The sequence below is a fragment of the Paenibacillus sp. B-A-8 genome (assembly GCF_048572915.1).
Classification (GTDB): domain Bacteria; phylum Bacillota; class Bacilli; order Paenibacillales; family Paenibacillaceae; genus Paenibacillus_AQ.
Window position 1 is genome coordinate 6,774,557 of record NZ_CP183882.1, and the last position, 17,082, is coordinate 6,791,638.

At 41.4% G+C, this 17,082-nt stretch carries 13 protein-coding genes and 1 pseudogene; 4 read left to right on the forward strand and 10 right to left on the reverse strand.

What is annotated here, in order from left to right:
• Window positions 1-6 precede the first annotated feature (6 nt).
• The 6 genes from ACN6MV_RS30550 to ACN6MV_RS30575 all read right to left on the reverse strand — a co-directional run bounded on the left by ACN6MV_RS30550 (window position 7) and on the right by ACN6MV_RS30575 (window position 7,885).
• Window positions 7-1,605 (reverse strand): sensor histidine kinase, encoded by a 1,599-nt coding sequence (locus ACN6MV_RS30550; protein WP_341115679.1) that lies wholly within the window; start codon window positions 1,603-1,605, stop codon window positions 7-9.
• A 110-nt stretch (window positions 1,606-1,715) separates the two neighbouring features.
• Window positions 1,716-2,516 carry a response regulator transcription factor gene (locus ACN6MV_RS30555; RefSeq protein WP_076120365.1) on the reverse strand — a complete coding sequence of 267 codons (801 nt, stop codon included), beginning with the start codon at window positions 2,514-2,516 and terminating at the stop codon, window positions 1,716-1,718.
• 146 nt (window positions 2,517-2,662) lie between these two features.
• Window positions 2,663-4,792 carry an alpha-N-acetylglucosaminidase gene (locus ACN6MV_RS30560; protein WP_419885455.1) on the reverse strand — a complete coding sequence of 710 codons (2,130 nt, stop codon included), beginning with the start codon at window positions 4,790-4,792 and terminating at the stop codon, window positions 2,663-2,665.
• Window positions 4,793-4,808: 16 nt separating this feature from the next.
• Window positions 4,809-5,648: a carbohydrate ABC transporter permease gene (locus tag ACN6MV_RS30565; protein WP_419885456.1), complete on the reverse strand. Its 840-nt coding sequence runs from the start codon at window positions 5,646-5,648 to the stop codon at window positions 4,809-4,811.
• Window positions 5,645-6,541, reverse strand: a complete 897-nt coding sequence (locus tag ACN6MV_RS30570) for a carbohydrate ABC transporter permease (RefSeq protein ID WP_139328583.1) — start codon at window positions 6,539-6,541, stop codon at window positions 5,645-5,647. The genes ACN6MV_RS30565 and ACN6MV_RS30570 overlap by 4 nt, the downstream gene beginning before the upstream one ends.
• 66 nt (window positions 6,542-6,607) lie before the next feature.
• Window positions 6,608-7,885: an ABC transporter substrate-binding protein gene (locus ACN6MV_RS30575; RefSeq protein WP_042131615.1), complete on the reverse strand. Its 1,278-nt coding sequence runs from the start codon at window positions 7,883-7,885 to the stop codon at window positions 6,608-6,610.
• Window positions 7,886-8,166: 281 nt separating this feature from the next.
• Here ACN6MV_RS30575 and guaC point away from each other — a divergent pair, with 281 nt between their 5' ends.
• Window positions 8,167-9,150 carry a GMP reductase gene (gene guaC, locus ACN6MV_RS30580; protein ID WP_042131616.1) on the forward strand — a complete coding sequence of 328 codons (984 nt, stop codon included), beginning with the start codon at window positions 8,167-8,169 and terminating at the stop codon, window positions 9,148-9,150.
• Window positions 9,151-9,325: 175 nt separating this feature from the next.
• Window positions 9,326-10,216 (forward strand): diacylglycerol/lipid kinase family protein, encoded by an 891-nt coding sequence (locus tag ACN6MV_RS30585; protein WP_076120369.1) that lies wholly within the window; start codon window positions 9,326-9,328, stop codon window positions 10,214-10,216.
• A gap of 102 nt (window positions 10,217-10,318) precedes the next feature.
• On the opposite strand, the gene ACN6MV_RS30590 is transcribed toward ACN6MV_RS30585, so the two are convergent.
• The 3 genes from ACN6MV_RS30590 to ACN6MV_RS30600 form a co-directional block, all read right to left on the reverse strand.
• Window positions 10,319-11,500: a multidrug effflux MFS transporter gene (locus ACN6MV_RS30590; protein ID WP_076120370.1), complete on the reverse strand. Its 1,182-nt coding sequence runs from the start codon at window positions 11,498-11,500 to the stop codon at window positions 10,319-10,321.
• 270 nt (window positions 11,501-11,770) lie between these two features.
• The gene (locus ACN6MV_RS30595; protein ID WP_419885457.1) at window positions 11,771-12,307 is read right to left on the reverse strand and encodes a DUF2798 domain-containing protein; all 537 of its coding nucleotides are present in this window, start codon (window positions 12,305-12,307) and stop codon (window positions 11,771-11,773) included.
• Window positions 12,304-12,870, reverse strand: coding sequence for a TetR/AcrR family transcriptional regulator (locus tag ACN6MV_RS30600; protein WP_419885458.1), 567 nt, complete (start codon window positions 12,868-12,870; stop codon window positions 12,304-12,306). Before ACN6MV_RS30600 ends, ACN6MV_RS30595 begins: the two co-directional genes overlap by 4 nt.
• 453 nt (window positions 12,871-13,323) lie before the next feature.
• Here ACN6MV_RS30600 and ACN6MV_RS30605 point away from each other — a divergent pair, with 453 nt between their 5' ends.
• Window positions 13,324-13,725, forward strand: a complete 402-nt coding sequence (locus ACN6MV_RS30605; RefSeq protein ID WP_419885459.1) for a RidA family protein — start codon at window positions 13,324-13,326, stop codon at window positions 13,723-13,725.
• 90 nt (window positions 13,726-13,815) lie between these two features.
• Here the strand turns inward: ACN6MV_RS30605 and ACN6MV_RS30610 are convergent, their stop codons facing one another.
• Window positions 13,816-15,228, reverse strand: coding sequence for an alanine/glycine:cation symporter family protein (locus tag ACN6MV_RS30610; protein ID WP_419885460.1), 1,413 nt, complete (start codon window positions 15,226-15,228; stop codon window positions 13,816-13,818).
• Between the two features lie 226 nt (window positions 15,229-15,454).
• On the opposite strand from ACN6MV_RS30610, the pseudogene ACN6MV_RS30615 reads away from it, so the two are divergent.
• A pseudogene (locus ACN6MV_RS30615) lies at window positions 15,455-16,993 on the forward strand (catalase); the annotation flags it as partial.
• Window positions 16,994-17,082: the final 89 nt, after the last annotated feature.

The window sequence follows — 17,082 nt, forward strand, 5'->3', positions numbered from 1 at the left end:
CATCCCTTATAGGGATGACCTTTTGTTAATATCTATACATATCCTTGTCCATACATTCAGTTCACTTTCGATAGAAATGCCGTAAGCTTCTCCATAGTACAGCTTAATTCGTTCATGAACATTCTTCAGGCCGTAGCCTGTTCCGTTAGAGTATAACAACTGCTGGATTTGCTCCTGATCCATCCCTTTCCCATTGTCACTTACCACAAACCGGATATTGTCATTATACGTATACGCTTCAATGGTAAGCATGCCTTTCCCATCTTCTTTTTCATCGATACCATGTTTAATCGCATTCTCAACAATCGGCTGCAATATAAAGTTAATCGTCTGATAGGAATACAACTCTTCCTCAATATGATAAGTGACATCGAAGAGCTGATCATCATGCATGGCCAACTGAATGTCGATATAGGCTTGAATATTAAGAATTTCATCCCGGATACTCGTCAATTGCTTTCCATTGTTCAGACTGGTTCTATAAAATTTCGAAAGCGCATTGACCACCACGCTGATGTCCTCGGCCTCCACTTGGACCGCCCTCCAATTAATAATCGAAAGCGTATTGTATAGAAAATGAGGACTAATCTGTGCCTGGAGTGCCTTCAATTCGGCTTCTTTTTCCATAATACCGGATTGATAGACCTGCCCGATCAATTCCTTTATCCTCCGAACCATGCTGGCAAAGCTGTTGGTAAGCTCACCAATCTCATCTTTAGAATTAGAATGGATCAGGATATCGAAGTCGCCTTCTTCCACGACTCTTATTTTCTTTTTCAGCTTATAGATGGGTTGCACTAGCGTTTTTGTAAAAATCCATATAATCAGCAATAAGATTAAAATACATACCACTATAATGGACACCATTGCGGTTAGGATACTGCTGGTATCCACAATCATGCTTTTTACAGGTGTATAATAATAAAGCGTCCATCCGGGGCGTTCAATATCACTTTTGACCAAGGAATATTCCTTATGTCCGATATTGAATTGTCCTGAATCGGCACCTACAATATGATCTGCGACATTCTCTTCTTCAACCCCGCTACTTGCACTCGAATAGACGACTTGTTGATTGCGATCTGTAATAATGATGCCATAATCACTCTTCGTATTCAGCTCATCCAATTTTTCGAATATTCGATCCTTATCGAGCCTCACGTACAGCACACCAGCAAAGGTTGTATTATTACTTTTCATAATATTATGAGTTACAAATAAAACGTCATCATCATAGTTCCACTCCGTCTGATTGCTCATCTTCGCGGATTGATACCAATCTAAATTTCGAACCTGATCACTGGAGTAGATAAAGTTTCCGATCTGCTTGCCCGTATATTCTGAATAGAAGTTAACTTCCTTTAACTCCATATTAATATTCGTATAGTACCAAAGTGTCGGCTCAATATTTTCATTGAGTTCCTTCGTATAACTTATAATATCGCCTAATTCATAGCCCATAATTTTCTTAATAATCGGATTGAATACCATGAAATCAATAAAATTGTTCTGTTTCTCAAAGGTCTGTTCCAAGTTAAGCGAAATTTGTTCTACCGTATTCTTCATACCTAACATCAACTGCTGCTTCAAATAAGATTCAGCCATCCGGTAAGAATAGACTCCTAATACTAAGATGGGGATAATGATCACGACAAGATAGGAGGCCAGCAGCTTATGTTTGAGCTTTCTGTCTCGAAAAAAAGTCAGTATCGTTCTCACAACGAACGGACCTTTTCCCGATATTGCGTCGGCGTAAGTCCGAAATGCTGTTTAAAGGAAACACCGAAATATGAAAAGTCGGAATAACCCACCATTTTATATACATCGTTAATTTTATAGTTACTTTGGTCTAGAAATTCTTTCGCTTTTTCCATGCGGTACTGATTGATATATTTCACTACACTTGTGCCCGTTCTTTTCTTAAAAATATGACTAAGATAGCTGCCCGACAGATGGACACTCGCCGCTAAATATTCCAAGCTTAGATCCTGGTTATATTTGCTCTCGATGATACGGATCAATTCATCCACAGCTCGCTTACCATATTCGCTGTCTGCTGAACGGCTTCCATCCGCCTCTGACTTGGACGGTGCACCCGCCCCTGTATACGGTTTCAAATTTACGTTACGTTTCTGGGCTTCCTCTAGCTCACATTGTTCTACGACCTCAGACAGAACGCTGCGTAATGCTTCTGCTTCAACGGGCTTTAACAAGTAATGCAGCACTTTCAAGGGAATAGCCGCTCTAGCATATTCGAACTCGCTATGACCGCTGAGAAGGATGATTTTCAGATTTGGATAGATTTCCCGAGCCGCCTTCACTAACTGCAGCCCATCCATAAAGGGCATTTTAATATCTGTTAGTAAAAGATCGAATTCTTGTTGTTCAATAATCTGCAGCGCTTCCTTGCCATTTCTGGCCTCGCTGATTTCTAAAGGAAGTTTATATTTAGAGATCAAGTATTTCATGCCATCTCTCTCGTACTTATTGTCATCTGCTATTAGCATTCTGTACATGATAGGACTCCCTCCATGGCTTAATTTTATCAACTTCATTCTTGAATTCAATGGTTTTCTGAAGCCAAATCTCTACAGCCTTAAGGAATGCGGGAAAAACAGTCCCCTTCGCCACTTTCTGGCTAGAAAACTGTTTTCCTTGAAGCTCATTCATTGTAATCTGCTATACCAAACTCAGAAATCGTATTTATGATGCTGCTCACCACTTCATACAGCGATCCTTGTGGCTCTGTCGCAAATAGCTCATGACCCTGCGTCCATTTATACTCCCAAGCATACCAATCAATAGGTTCTGGCGGTGTCTGACCAGACATCGCCTTACTAAGCGAAGAGATAAACATCTCCCAACGAGGTAAGTAGAAGCTCTCGATTAAACCAGACCATTCTCTATGAGAGTATTCGTGCAGTAGTTGTGATGATTCCTCTGGGCCCCACAATGTGATTAGTGTTCTCGCATTAAATTCGAACAGCTCTTTCTCTTCTACCGTTCTTCCCATACGTTTAGCATCTTCAAGCCACGGTCCAAGCAAAAATTGTTTATAGGTACGCAGCAAACGCTCCTGCATACGAATCAGCTGTAGAAATTGCTCTGATTCTTTTTCGAATGTGACCTGATCCCCTGTCTGATAAGCATCTGTGAAGCGTTTATAATAGACTCGAGACAAATCGGCCAAGGCTTGCCGAGTCACATCCGTAAGGTCATATCTATAGGTCTCAGCATCGCTGTATTCCTCAAAACACTCAAACAGAGATTTGCAGGCTTGACGCACATCTTCAAGCTCATAATATACATTTGTCGGACCCCAGTTAGATACTTTGGTAAGCTCCAAGGACGGACGTGCACATATGAAGGACTCCATCCCACCCTGCTGCACTGTGTTACAGTTGTATACACTCTTTCGTAGGAGGTTCCAAGCCTCTTGTGCTGCTGGAACAACTTTACCGTACCGACGTTCGATATAACCTTCTAGCCATTCCCCAACATCATTCGCTTCTGAGCGCCAAACGGTGTCCACCAATAGATCGTACATTACAGGATTGGTCTCAATCCCCTCCATAGCCATTCCGATCCCACACATACGACCCGCTTGTGGATTGTGCAAAGTGGTGATAGGGTCATGTGCAATTCTATCTAAGTTGCCGAACATCCCGTTTTTACCACCATAATTCTGAATCATACACCACACCCAAGGGATCCCTTGAAAGGCTTCACTCGTCTCCCAAGTCGGATGGGACTCACACCACAAATCAAGCACCAGTGCTTGCTCCGGGATCACGTTCTGTAAAATTTCTTTTTTCGGATTACCTTCCCAAGCTTGAAACACCCACACAGCCTGTGGATCATGACGCAGCATCTCAGTCTGAACACCAACTGCATAAGCTGCTAAATCAATTCCCTCGGTATTTCCGCCTTCATGGAAGGGATCTACACTATAGAAATGAATATCTGTTCCGAATAGCTTTTGCTGTTCCTCATAGAAAGCAGTAGCTACTGTAGCATACATCGGATCATCTGCCAGTAAGAGTGAAGGTCTATCAAAATTACACCATTTGCCTTGATTGACCGGTCTTGAACTAGGGAATTTATCACCGAAATCCCGGGGAACCATACCACTATAACCTGGCAGCACAGGCGAAATGCCTAAGCTTAACATCCTCTGATGAATGGCATTCGCTAATTTAGCTCGATCTTCAAACCACCATTCGGGTAGCGGACCTCCCCAAGACGTCATATTCTGCATCCATTGCCACGCAAAGAAAGCCGGTCCACATACAAATTCAGAAACCTCTTGTTCCTCATAACCTATCCGAAGCAGCGTTCTTCTCCACACTTCTTCTTGCCCAATAATGCTAAGTGCCAAGTTGATACCGTTCATCGCCATCTGATCAATTTCTTGTTGCCAACGTTCCCAATCCCAGAAAGGCATGGAGTAGGAGAAGGTACAATAGTTCAAATAATACCGATATTTATAAGGCGTCGCGAGACGAATAGGTTCGAATAGTCCAGGTAATTGTTCAGGCAACTCAAGTTGATTTCCGCACCACGATAAATGTGCCTTACAAGTATGTTTTAAATACCAGTGGAAGCCCGATGCCAAAGCTGTTCCGGAGGAGCCCTTGATCACAACCATACCACTGTCGCTTGCTAACTCAAATACATCCTGATCCTTCTCTGGCGCTATAGATTCCAGGCGGATTTGGGAGGACTTTTCTGGCCCGATGACTCTTTCAATCATAGCTAATACATTCATTACATCTACACTTTGAAGCATCATAGAACGAATCCTCCTATTATCCTTTTAGCGCTCCAGCCGCAACGCCCTTAATAATATATTTTTGCATCACGAGATAGAAAATCATTAGAGGTGCAACACCCATCAATAACATTGGAAACAGGCTGGTCCAGTCCACGGAGAATTGTCCGACATTACGGAAGACTTCCAACAGGATGACGTTATTCTCCCTTGATTGTAGGAATAGGAGTGGGTTCATAAAGTCGTTCCATACGTTCAACGTACTTAAAATCACCACAGTTGCTATAACCGGCTTCAATAATGGAAATGCGATAAGCCAAAAGGTTTTAAAAACCGAACAACCGTCTATAAAAGCTGCCTCTTCCAGTTCAATCGGAACCGAGCTAAGGAAGAAGCTATGAAATAAGAAAATGGCAATGATGCTGCCCGTACCGATATTTACAACCGTTACGGCAGCTAGATGATCCATTAAACCAAGCGCATTGATCAATTTATACAGATTCACAAGTCCCATTTGGAAAGGAACCATCATTCCCGCCAAGAAAAAATAGAACAAAAAGCGATTAAACGCATGATTTCTTCTCGCCAGAGCATACGCCGCCATGGATGAGAACAAGACAATGCCTAACACAGATAGCACCGTAACAATAAACGTATTCATAAATACACGCGGATATTGCATCGTGTTCCATGCCTCTGCATAATTGCCGAAGTTAAAAGTAGAGGGTAATGACAAAGGAAACAGCGTTGCCTGATCTGGTGTTTTAAATGTAGTCACAATCAAATAGTAAATCGGTATAAAAGTAATTAAGGCAGCAATAATCATACAAACTTCAAATAAGGGATTTCCCCATTTTCGCAGCCATTTCGTATTCATCGTGTTTGTTCACCCCATTTTCTCAAGAAGCTCATCATCACCATGGTAATGATCATCACGGCAATGAAGAATACAACCCCAAAGGCTGCACCTTTCGCATAAAATCCTTCTGTAAATACCGTCTTGATATAAGCTGTCATAATTGTTTGTGTCGAATTTCCCGGTCCACCTTCGGTTAGAGCAAAGATAATATCGAATACTTTTAACCCACCGATCATGGCAGTGACCGACACAACGTTAACGGAAGGCTGCATAAGCGGCAAAGTCACTCTCCAGAACTTACCCCAGCTATTGGCTCCGTCGATTTCTGCCGCCTCATATAAATCCTTAGGAATGGATTGCAGATTGGCAAGGAAGATAACCATCGCCCACCCGGTCCACTGCCACAATTGCGTTCCGACCACCGAATACAAGGCTAAGTCAGGATTGCCTAAGAAATTGATTTTCGCAAATCCCAGCGCAGTAACCGCCCGGTTGATCAGACCGAAATCTGAAGTAGACATAATATAGCTCCATAAATAACCAATAATTAACGGGCTAAATACCGCAGGCAAGAAGAACATCGAACGCAAAATATTTTTGGTCTTTAGTTTACGATCTAGAAATACAGCCAGAATTAAGCCGAGACTAGTCTGGAATACGGTCATTAGAATGGCGTAGATAATGGAGTTCTTGATCGATATCGTTAACAGATCACTATCAAAAATACCCTTAAAATTATCGAATCCTACAAATTTCAAATTATCTAATTTCATATTGGAATAGTCGGTAAAACTATAGTAAAATGTCGAGAAAAAGGGATATACACAAAATAGTAAGTAAAAGATCAGCACCGGCAGGATCAATATTTGATAATCAAGTTCCCTCTTTAGCAACCTCATTTTCGTATTCATACTATTCAACCTCTCTTGTAAAACACTTGCGGGCAGCGATCAGGCTGCCGCAAGTATCATAGCTCATTATTGTGCTTTACCTTGAATGAGTTCATTGGTCTTCTTATCAATGGCTTGCAGTGCTTCCGCAATTGTCATTTTTCCACTCAATACATATTGAAAATTCTTACCGTAATCTTCAATTACATTAGATGCATCGCCCCAGTTGTTCCACGGTGCATATACATTTCCTGCTTTCAACGTTTCGCTTACACTGGCGAATTGTTCAGGCATTTCGAATTCAACATCTTTCAAATAGCTGCTGCCACCCTTGTTGTCACTCCAGAAAGCTTGTTGTCCTTCAGGCGTTGAAATTAAATCTAGTACCTGCATGATTTCTTCTTGGTGCTCTGACTTACTATTTGCAGCAAATCCTACACCCGGACCACCAATCAACCAGCCCGCACCTGGCTCAGATCCATAGAAAGGAAACATATCAAATTTCAAATTCGGATTTTTCGTTTGAATGGCTTCTACAGCCCACGGCCCAGACTGCCACATAGCAGCTTTTCCAGTTGCGAATTCATCCAAGGCTTGGTCATAATCCACGCCAAGCATATCCTCCGTTAAATAGCCCCGTTTGATTAATTCCGTCCATTGCTCAAGGGCTGTATTCCAGTTCCCATCAAGCTTTTTCTTACCTTCACCGTACTGTACATCGAAGTCTTTATTCTCAGCCTTAGACAAGAAGTTGTTCATTACTAGGCCCATAGAAGATTTCATCATAGGCTCCCAAGATTTAGCACCCATCGCCTGAGGTTTGATTCCATTCTGTTTCAATGTCTCATGGAGCGCTAGTTCTTCCTCAAAGGTTGTAGGAACCTTCAGATTCAGCTTTTCAAAAATCTCTTTATTATAGAACATGCCTTCGAACCAACTGATTCCCGGAAGCGCATATAATTTACCGTCTACAGAGTAGACATTCTTGCCACCGTCATTATAACGATCAGCTAGTTCAGAGATATCCTTAATGTAGCCTAGCTTTGCATATCTTGATGCCGTATAAGGATTAGTAGAAATAATGTCTGGGCCTGCTCCAGCCGTTAGCTGTGTTTCAATAATATTTTGATACTGCTTGTTATCAATAAATTGATATTCAAGCTCAATATTCGGTAGCTTTTCTTTTACCAGATCAAGAAGGGTCTTAACACTATCCTCTTTGTTCCAGTACGCAATTCTGATTTTCACCTTATCTTTCTTTTCCCCTTGATTGGCTGCTGGAGCGTTATTCTCACTACCACAACCTGCAAGTGTCATCGAGAGTAAAGTGACGGCGGTGAGAAGTAAGATATTAAACTTTTTCACGGTGAGACCTCCCTTTTCTTTTCTATAATGTAAGAGCTTCCATGACTAAATTTTAGAGCAGTTCTTAAATTTACGTTATCTAAATTTCTTTGGTTCGTTATGAATAATCTGCTTTTTTATATGAATCATTAGTTGTACACCAAATTGTCGTATAATTAAGTCCAATTTACACCATAATGTACTAGAATTTTGACTTCTTGTTCGGAATGCTGTACATTACAAAGTGGACGAACAATCAACAAACCAAAATACTATAATGTTCGCATTTAGAGGTGTATATAATGAAAAAAGTATTCGATTATGAAGATATTCAGTTAATTCCTGCAAAATGTATCGTAAATAGCCGTTCGGAGTGTGATACATCAGTAACCTTGGGCGGTCATACTTTTAAATTACCTGTGGTACCCGCAAATATGCAAACCATCATAGATGAGAAGATCGCCAGCTTCTTAGCGGAAAATGGCTACTTTTACATTATGCATCGTTTTGAACCGGAGAAGCGTACATCTTTCATCAAAGACATGCACGCCCGCGGATTAATCGCATCCATAAGTGTCGGAGTTAAAGAGGAAGAGTATGATTTCGTGGAACAATTATCTAACGAACAGTTGGTTCCGGAATTCATTACAATAGATATTGCTCATGGTCATTCCGAGGCTGTCATTCGTATGATCAAGCACATTAAACAGTACCTGCCTACTAGTTTCGTTATTGCTGGAAACGTGGGAACACCAGAAGGCGTTAGAGAATTAGAGAATGCTGGGGCAGACGCTACTAAAGTAGGAATTGGACCAGGTAAAGTATGTATCACGAAGATTAAGACTGGATTTGGAACAGGTGGCTGGCAATTGGCTGCACTGCGCTTGTGTGCGAAGGCTGCAAGTAAGCCTATTATCGCTGACGGAGGCATTCGGACACACGGTGATATCGCCAAATCCATTAGATTTGGGGCTTCCATGGTCATGATCGGTTCCCTATTTGCAGGGCATGAAGAATCTCCTGGTGATACCATCGAAATCGATGGAAAGCTGTATAAAGAGTACTTTGGCTCCGCTTCTGAATACCAAAAAGGTGAAAAGAAGAATGTTGAGGGCAAAAAAATAGTTGTCGAACACAAAGGCGCTTTAGCAGAAACGTTGAGAGAGATGGAGCAAGATCTTCAGTCCTCGATTTCTTATGCTGGAGGCAATAAATTGGAAGCCATTCGTAAAGTCGATTATGTTATCGTTAAGAATTCCATTTTTAATGGTGACAAGGTCTATTAATAAGCATAAACGCCTTCGCCGTCCTTATAGGGACGGCAAGCGTTTAAAAAAGAGGTGAGTAAGACGACTTAGGTCGTTCTTGCTCACCTCTTTTTTGGTTGTTATGATTTCCGCTATAACACTTTGGGGTAATCAACTAATAGGCTATTAGATTGAACAAGAGAGGATAATTCCTATGCGGCAAGCTATGATTATTATTAACCCCTCATCTGGTAAAGAAGAAGCTGGCGAATATGTCAGATATGCAGAAAGAGTTCTAGCTGATCAAGGCTACTTGGTTACGATCAAGGAGACGGCAAAGGAACTAGATGCAACTCGTTACTGTATCACTGCCTGCGAGGAGTGTTACGATCTAGTCGTCTCCATTGGCGGGGATGGCACGCTTCACGAGACCATTAATGGTCTTATGAATCAGAAACAACACCCAAAGTTAGGTGTAGTCCCTTTAGGAACGGTTAATGATTTTGCCCGCGCGTTACAGATTCCATTGAATCCCGAAATAGCCATTCAAACCCTTGCTTCCTCTAACGTAAAGACAGTTGATATTGGTTGCTTGAATGACCGCTTATTCGGAAATGTTGTTGCTGTAGGTTCAATCGCCGGATCATTATCCTCCGTATCAATCGAAGAGAAAACCAAACTCGGCTCATTGGCATATTTGAAAGAAGGCCTAAAACAACTTACAAGCACTTCCCCCCACCCTCTTGTCATTCATTATGATGAGAAGACATGGCAAGGCGATTCCCCGCTTTTTCTCGCCGTGTTAACCAACTCTGTTGGTGGATTCGAGAATCTGATACCTGATGCTGCGGTTGACGATGGTCTGCTTCACTGTTTTATTATTCAAGACCTTAGTATACTCAATACCATTACAGCCAGTATTTCTTTACTACTTGGCAGCCTTAAGGATCATAAAGACGTTGTCTATTTCACGGCCCAAAATGTGACAGTCAGCTCTCCAGAAGCCGTAAGAACCAATGTGGATGGTGAAGAAGGTCCGATTTTACCAATTACGCTAAGTGTTCTCCCTCGTCATATCCAAGTCATTGTACCGGAGGTAGACTAACAAATAAAAAGCAGTCCGGAACTAAAAAAGTTCCAGACTGCCATTCATTTATGGATACCCCGTTCCATATCTCCTTCTAATCAAATAACTAAGAAGTAAATTCTATTCCGCTACAATAAACTTTTTACTTAATAACCACATTCCGCCGCTAATCCCTAAGAAATAGATAGGCATCGTCAGTAATGAACCATTATGCAGGGCGCTCATTCCCCACGTCGCTAAACTTACTAGCAGATAATATCCCAAGCTGAAGATCGCGCCTGCCGTCCCTACAACGTCCTGAAATTGAACAAGAGCAAGACTTAGACAATTAGGCAAAGCGATACCGGCCCCCATTAACATAACAAAAAGGGTGATTAAAATACATACGATCAGTATTATATCCGGCAACGCTCCAAGACTACTCACAAATGTTAATAGCAAGGAACCTGCAGCCATCACTAAACAGCCGATGTGAATTATTTTTTCTGCGGCATAGAGACTCAATAATCTCTTGGACATCATTGCTCCCACTATCGATGCCAAGGCCACAACAATGCCTAAAAAACCATATACTCCCGGTGAAATGTTAAAGTGTTCAATAAATATAAAGGGTGCTTCCGCATAGTAGCTAAATAAAACTCCATTGATGCCCCCGATCAGTAACCCAAACACTAGTACACGTGGCAATGAGAGCATTTTTTTAACGATAGGTAGAATGGCCACCTTTTTTCTCGTGGAAACATCTGTGGTTTCTGGCAGCTTCCAAAAGGCATACATAAACAACAACACACTCATCATCACTAATGTAAAGAAAACTGCTCGAAAACCAAAAGCTTGATCCACGAAGCCGCCAATAAGCGGCCCTACTGCTGGAGTAAAAGCAATCACAGCCGAAATTTGGGCAAACATGGCATGCCGCTTATTTCCGGATACACTCTCACGAAGAATTGTTTGTGTAATGATCGAGCCTGTCGCTGCTCCGAACGCTTGTATAAACCGACTGATTAACAGCAGATTAATGGATTCCGAGTAAAAACACATCAAGCTTCCAATACCATATACAATGAGGCCACCCAGCATGGCAGGTCTCCGTCCGATGAAATCAGAGAGCCAACCCCAACACAAAACACCTAAAGCAAATCCGATAAAATATATACTTAATGTTAATTGTACAGAACTATTAGCGACGCCAAGTGCAACCGCAATATCCGGCAAAGATGGAGTATAGATCGTCTCACTAATTTGCGGAAAAGCCACAAGAACAATCATTAGCAGTAAAGATGGTGCTGCATATTTTTTCATATTAAATTCGCCCTCCTACAAGCTTATATCCTCGAACAACTACAAGAATATGAGCCTAGCTAGGGAAATGGGGGCATCATTATGGCAAGACGACTATAAATCATCATATTTATAAATTACCTCTCATTGTTATGCTTTCATTGTTATATAGGAGGGCTTACCCGAAAGTACGGGCAAAGATTTAAGTTTCAATTATTCAACCAAGATATCATTATATACGGAAATAGAAAAGCTCTCAAACGAATCGCTTCGCCTGAGAGCTTATTTATATTACGATTTTTGTTCCGATAATCCATGTATAGTTACGCCAGCAGCGCTGGATTTCTTTTTGTCCTGAGAAGCATGTAGCTTTACCATCACAAATCTTGCAAATGGCTGTATCAATATACTTTCAGCGAATAGTGCAATCAGGAAATTTCTTGGCCAATTGGCTAAGAAGTGATTAAACGTTTGAGAACTCAACCCATTTCCGATCATGTCACCAATAAACGTCATACAGAATGACATTCCCAGTACGGTGAATAAGATGCGGAAAAGGATTTTGGCGTTGAAACTATCGGTGGGTTGTGTGAATGTAGCTGTCAGCTTTTCAGCAATACGACCAATAACAACAGGCTCAATAATCATAACAATTACCCAAATGATCGGAAACACCTTAAGAATCGTTAAGGCAACTTCACCATTAAATTCTCCAACTCCTAAAATGATATTTATTGAAGACATAAACAGTACCGTCAGTGTACAAATGATTGCACCATATAATGCCCCCTCCTTGCCGTTTCTTGGTAATCTTGCTTCTTGATTCATGATGTTCTTCCTTTCAATATTATAGGGAATAGTTGTGCCACAGTTCTTAGGGGATCTGATGATTGTTGCGTTAGACATAACATCATCGCACCTTCAATCGAAGCTATCATCCACATAGCAATCGTAGAGGCTGATTCATTCGTAAATCCGTCAGATACAAGCTTTGCACGATAAACACTTTGAATGTTCTCATATAACAAACTACATGCTTTGCGTACAGGTTCACTCACCGTAGCCATTTCACTGACAATACTGCTAAATGTATATCCAGTGATGGTACCCTCTGTTTCTAAGCTCAAAATTAACTTGTCGATCATGAATTGTATAGCTTCTTGAGTCGATGAATGTTTACTAAAAATATCCTCGACATCTATCATGATTGTTTCATTTAATCCGTGTAAGCAAGCAATTAATAGTTCTTCTTTTCCATTTGGAAAATGATGATAGAGCGCTCCTTTTGTGACCTCACAAGCCTTTAAAATTTCACTGACACCTACGCTCTTATATCCTTTTTGTTGGAAAAGGAGTGTCGCCTTATCAATTATCAGCGATTTTGTATCCATAATATTGTATTCCTCCTGACATACCAACCGGTCTGTTTGTAATTATAACAATATAAAATCCAATAATGTAAGTGTTTTTTGATTTATTTCAAAAAATAAATCAAAATTTTCATTTAATATAGCAAAAAAAGCTCAATTTCCTGAGCCCTTTCGCTGATTGTTATCCCTAGTCATATTAAGGTTATATTGCCGGAGCAGGCAAAGTTGCCGTCTTCCATGAATTAATGATATCATTCGGATGAAGTTATCTTACTTTAAATAAGAAGGAGGAATACCCGATGAAAAAGAGATCGCTAAAATCTTTGTCCTTTGGTATTGGGTATTCTACGGCTGTTTTTTTCTAGAATTAATGATTGATAGGATAAGTCTGTCAAAAATTAAAACTAAAAAACAGTGGAGATATATAACCTAGATATCGTTATGTATCTTCTATTTAAAGGAGACTTCATAAAAATGAACTTAAATAATAATATTGTTACAAGATATAATCCAGAGAATATTGCGAAACCCGTTGGTAACTATAGTCATGTAACAAAGATAAGTAGAAATGCCGAGATGTATGTATTTTCCGGCCAAATTGGAATCGATCATCATAATCATATCCCTACAGATTTTAATCAACAGGTAACCAATACAATGAGTAATATTGTTGAAGTCCTTTCTTCTCAAAAGCTGACACCGGATCATGTAATCAAAATCAACATTTGGGCTACGGAAGAAATCGATTGGGACCATTTCTATGAAATTTGGAATAAGGTATTCGGCAAGACGCCTCCTTCAATGACCATTGCTTATGTCAAAGGATTAGGTTTACCTGAATTAAAAATCGAGTTAGATGTATGGGCCGCAGGTTAAACCCTAAATTAAGAAAAACTAATTTTATATCTTCAATGCAAAACGAAAAACGAGCCTCAGAAGCGATTCGAAAGGCTCGTTTTTCTAATTCTATCTCTTTATATCTGAAGAATTGTCCCAACCTTCAACGTTCTCGAGCCCCGGAATGCTGTCTTTATAGAAAACAGGATCCTTCCCTTCACGTTTCTGCCTTTTATAATCCTTCAAGGCGGCAAAAGCCACTTTGGATAATAGCAGGATGGCAATCAAATTCACGATAACCATGAAGCCCATAAATAAGTCGGCCAAATCCCATACCAATTGAACCTTTGCTACGGAACCAAAAATAATCATCGCCAAAACACTGTATCTATAGAATAGTAATACTTTTTTATTGGAATTCAAAAATTCTATATTAGTCTCACCGTAATAATAATTTCCAATTAACGTGCTGAACGCAAACAAAAAAATCATAATCGCTAGTGATCCGGATGCCCAAGAACCAATATGCTCGCTTAATGCGGCTTGTGTCAGCTTGATTCCATCCAGCCCTGGCTGCTTATAGGCATCAGACAACAAGATAATGAACGCCGTACTCGAACAAATGAGTAACGTATCTGTGAGTACGCCTAGCGCTTGCATTAGCCCTTGCTTCACCGGATGACTCGTGGTTGCCGTTGCCGCAGCATTAGGCGCACTACCCATACCCGCTTCGTTAGAGAACAAGCCACGTTTCACACCTTGTAGAATTACTGCACCAAGAGAGCCACCAGCGACTTGTTCAAATCCGAAGGCACTTTTCACAATGAGTGCGATAACTCCCGGGAGCTCCGTAATATTAATCAGCATTATAATAAGAGCAGCCCCAATGTAGAGCCCTGCCATTACCACTACAATGTATTCAGACATTCTTGCGATACGCTTAACACCGCCGAAGATAACCACCGCAAAGGCAGCAGCCATTACAACCCCAAGAATGGCCCGGTTGGTGCCAAACGAATTTTCAAAGGCCACTGTGACCGTATTCGATTGGACCGCGTTAAATACAAGGCCGAAGGATAACGTGATCAGAACCGCAAATATCGCTCCCATCCAGCGCTTGTTCAGGCCTTTCTCCATATAATAGGCAGGACCACCGCGAAATCCGGTCTTATCCTTCACTTTATATACCTGTGCCAAGGTGCTTTCTATAAAGCCGGATGCTGATCCAATAATGGCAATCACCCACATCCAGAAGATAGCCCCTGGGCCACCTATGGCAATAGCAATTGCGATTCCCGTTATATTACCCGTCCCTACCCTCGCCGCCATACTAATGCAGAAGGCCTGGAAGGATGAAATACTATCTTTTGACCTTTCATTGGATCCTTTAAGAACCCGAAACATTTCTTTGAACATACCAAACTGTACAAATTTCGATCTTACGGTGAAATAAAGTCCACAAGCAATAAGAAGGATCACCAGTATTTTGGACCACAAAAAATCATTTGTTACGCTTATCATACTATCTAAAAATTGTTGCATGTAATTCCGCCTCTCCATTCTGTCGATACCAAGTTGCTAAGCTTATAACGCATAGTATTTTCAAATATAACAGTCATTATTTCAAATGCCAATAAAAATTGTAACTTTCATAACATCTCTTGTCAGTGGGTTTCGCATACTTTTCAGAATTATGGTAGAAAATACTATTCATATCTGAATAGAGGTGGAGCTTTGTCATATGGATAAGGAAAAAGAAGATATGATTTTAACGGATCGACAGGGACATCCGATTACAGATAATCAAAATATACGAACGGTAGGAAATCGTGGGCCATCGACGCTCGAAAACTACCACTTCATCGAGAAGATATCACATTTTGATCGAGAGCGTATTCCAGAAAGAGTTGTTCATGCTAGGGGGGCAGGCGCCCACGGATATTTTGAAGCTTATGGAAAAGTAGGTGATGAACCCGTCTCGAAGTATACGCGTGCTAAGCTATTTCAAGAAGCAGGCAAAAAGACACCTGTATTCGTACGATTTTCTACGGTAGTTCATGGTGTTTACTCTCCGGAGACCTTTCGTGATCCACGCGGCTTCGCCACAAAGTTCTATACAGAGGATGGCAACTGGGACTTGGTCGGCAACAATCTGAAGATCTTCTTTATCCGTGATCCGCTAAAGTTCCCTGACATGGTTCATGCTTTCAAGCCAGATCCTGTGACCAATCTGCAAAATCCAGAGCGGATGTTTGATTTCGTATCGAACTCACCTGAGGCTACTCACATGATTACGTTTCTGTTCTCTCCTTGGGGAATTCCGGCCAACTATCGGCAAATGCAGGGGTCTGGGGTCAATACCTACAAATGGGTGAATGAACAGGGTGAAGCCGTCTTAATCAAATACCATTGGGAACCACTGAAACATGGCATAAAGAATCTAACTCAGCAGGCTGCAGAAGATATACAAGCTAAAAATGTCAGTCACGCTACGCAGGACTTATATGAGGCGATTGCACGCAAGGATTACCCCGAATGGGAACTTTGTGTGCAAATCCTGAGTGACGATGAGCATCCTGAGCTCGATTTTGATCCACTGGATCCTACTAAGCTTTGGGATCATGAACGTTTTCCATTTTCACCTGTCGGAAAGATGGTTCTGGATCGGAATCCAGACAATTATTTTGCCGAGGTCGAACAGGTCGCTTTCGGGACTGGAGTTCTAGTAGACGGTCTGGATTTCTCGGATGACAAGCTGCTGCAAGGCCGGACGTTCTCCTATTCGGATACTCAGCGGCACCGGGTAGGCGCGAACTACATTCAATTGCCGATCAACGCTCCAAAGACAAGGGTAGCAACGAATCAGCGGGATGGGCAAATGACTTATCTTGTGGATAAGGCGCCTGAGCAAAACCCACATGTCAATTACGAACCTTCCTCGCTTGGCGGGTTAAAAGAGGCAGCTCCTTCTGGCAAAGAACATCAACCGATGTATAATGATCGACTAGTTCGCGACAAAATTAGTCGGACAAATGACTTCGGGCAAGCTGGTGATACCTATCGCAAGTTCGAGGATTGGGAACGGGATGAATTGATTCATAACTTGGTCGATGCACTGAAAATATGTGCGCCTGTTATTCAGAACAATATGATCGAGCATTTCACAAAGGCTGATCCCGACTACGGCCGCCGAGTGGCTGAAGGTCTTGCTCAAGCCAAAGCCGACCACAAACATCTAGGTACCTCAGATAATCGAGAGGGCACGGAAATTGCAGAGCAATCTGGTACACAAACGGACGGATATTAAGGATTTAAAAAAGGGTTAAGGGGCCGGTTGTAAAGGCTTCTTAACCCTTTGCCATATTCACGTAACATACCAACACTATGATTATTCTA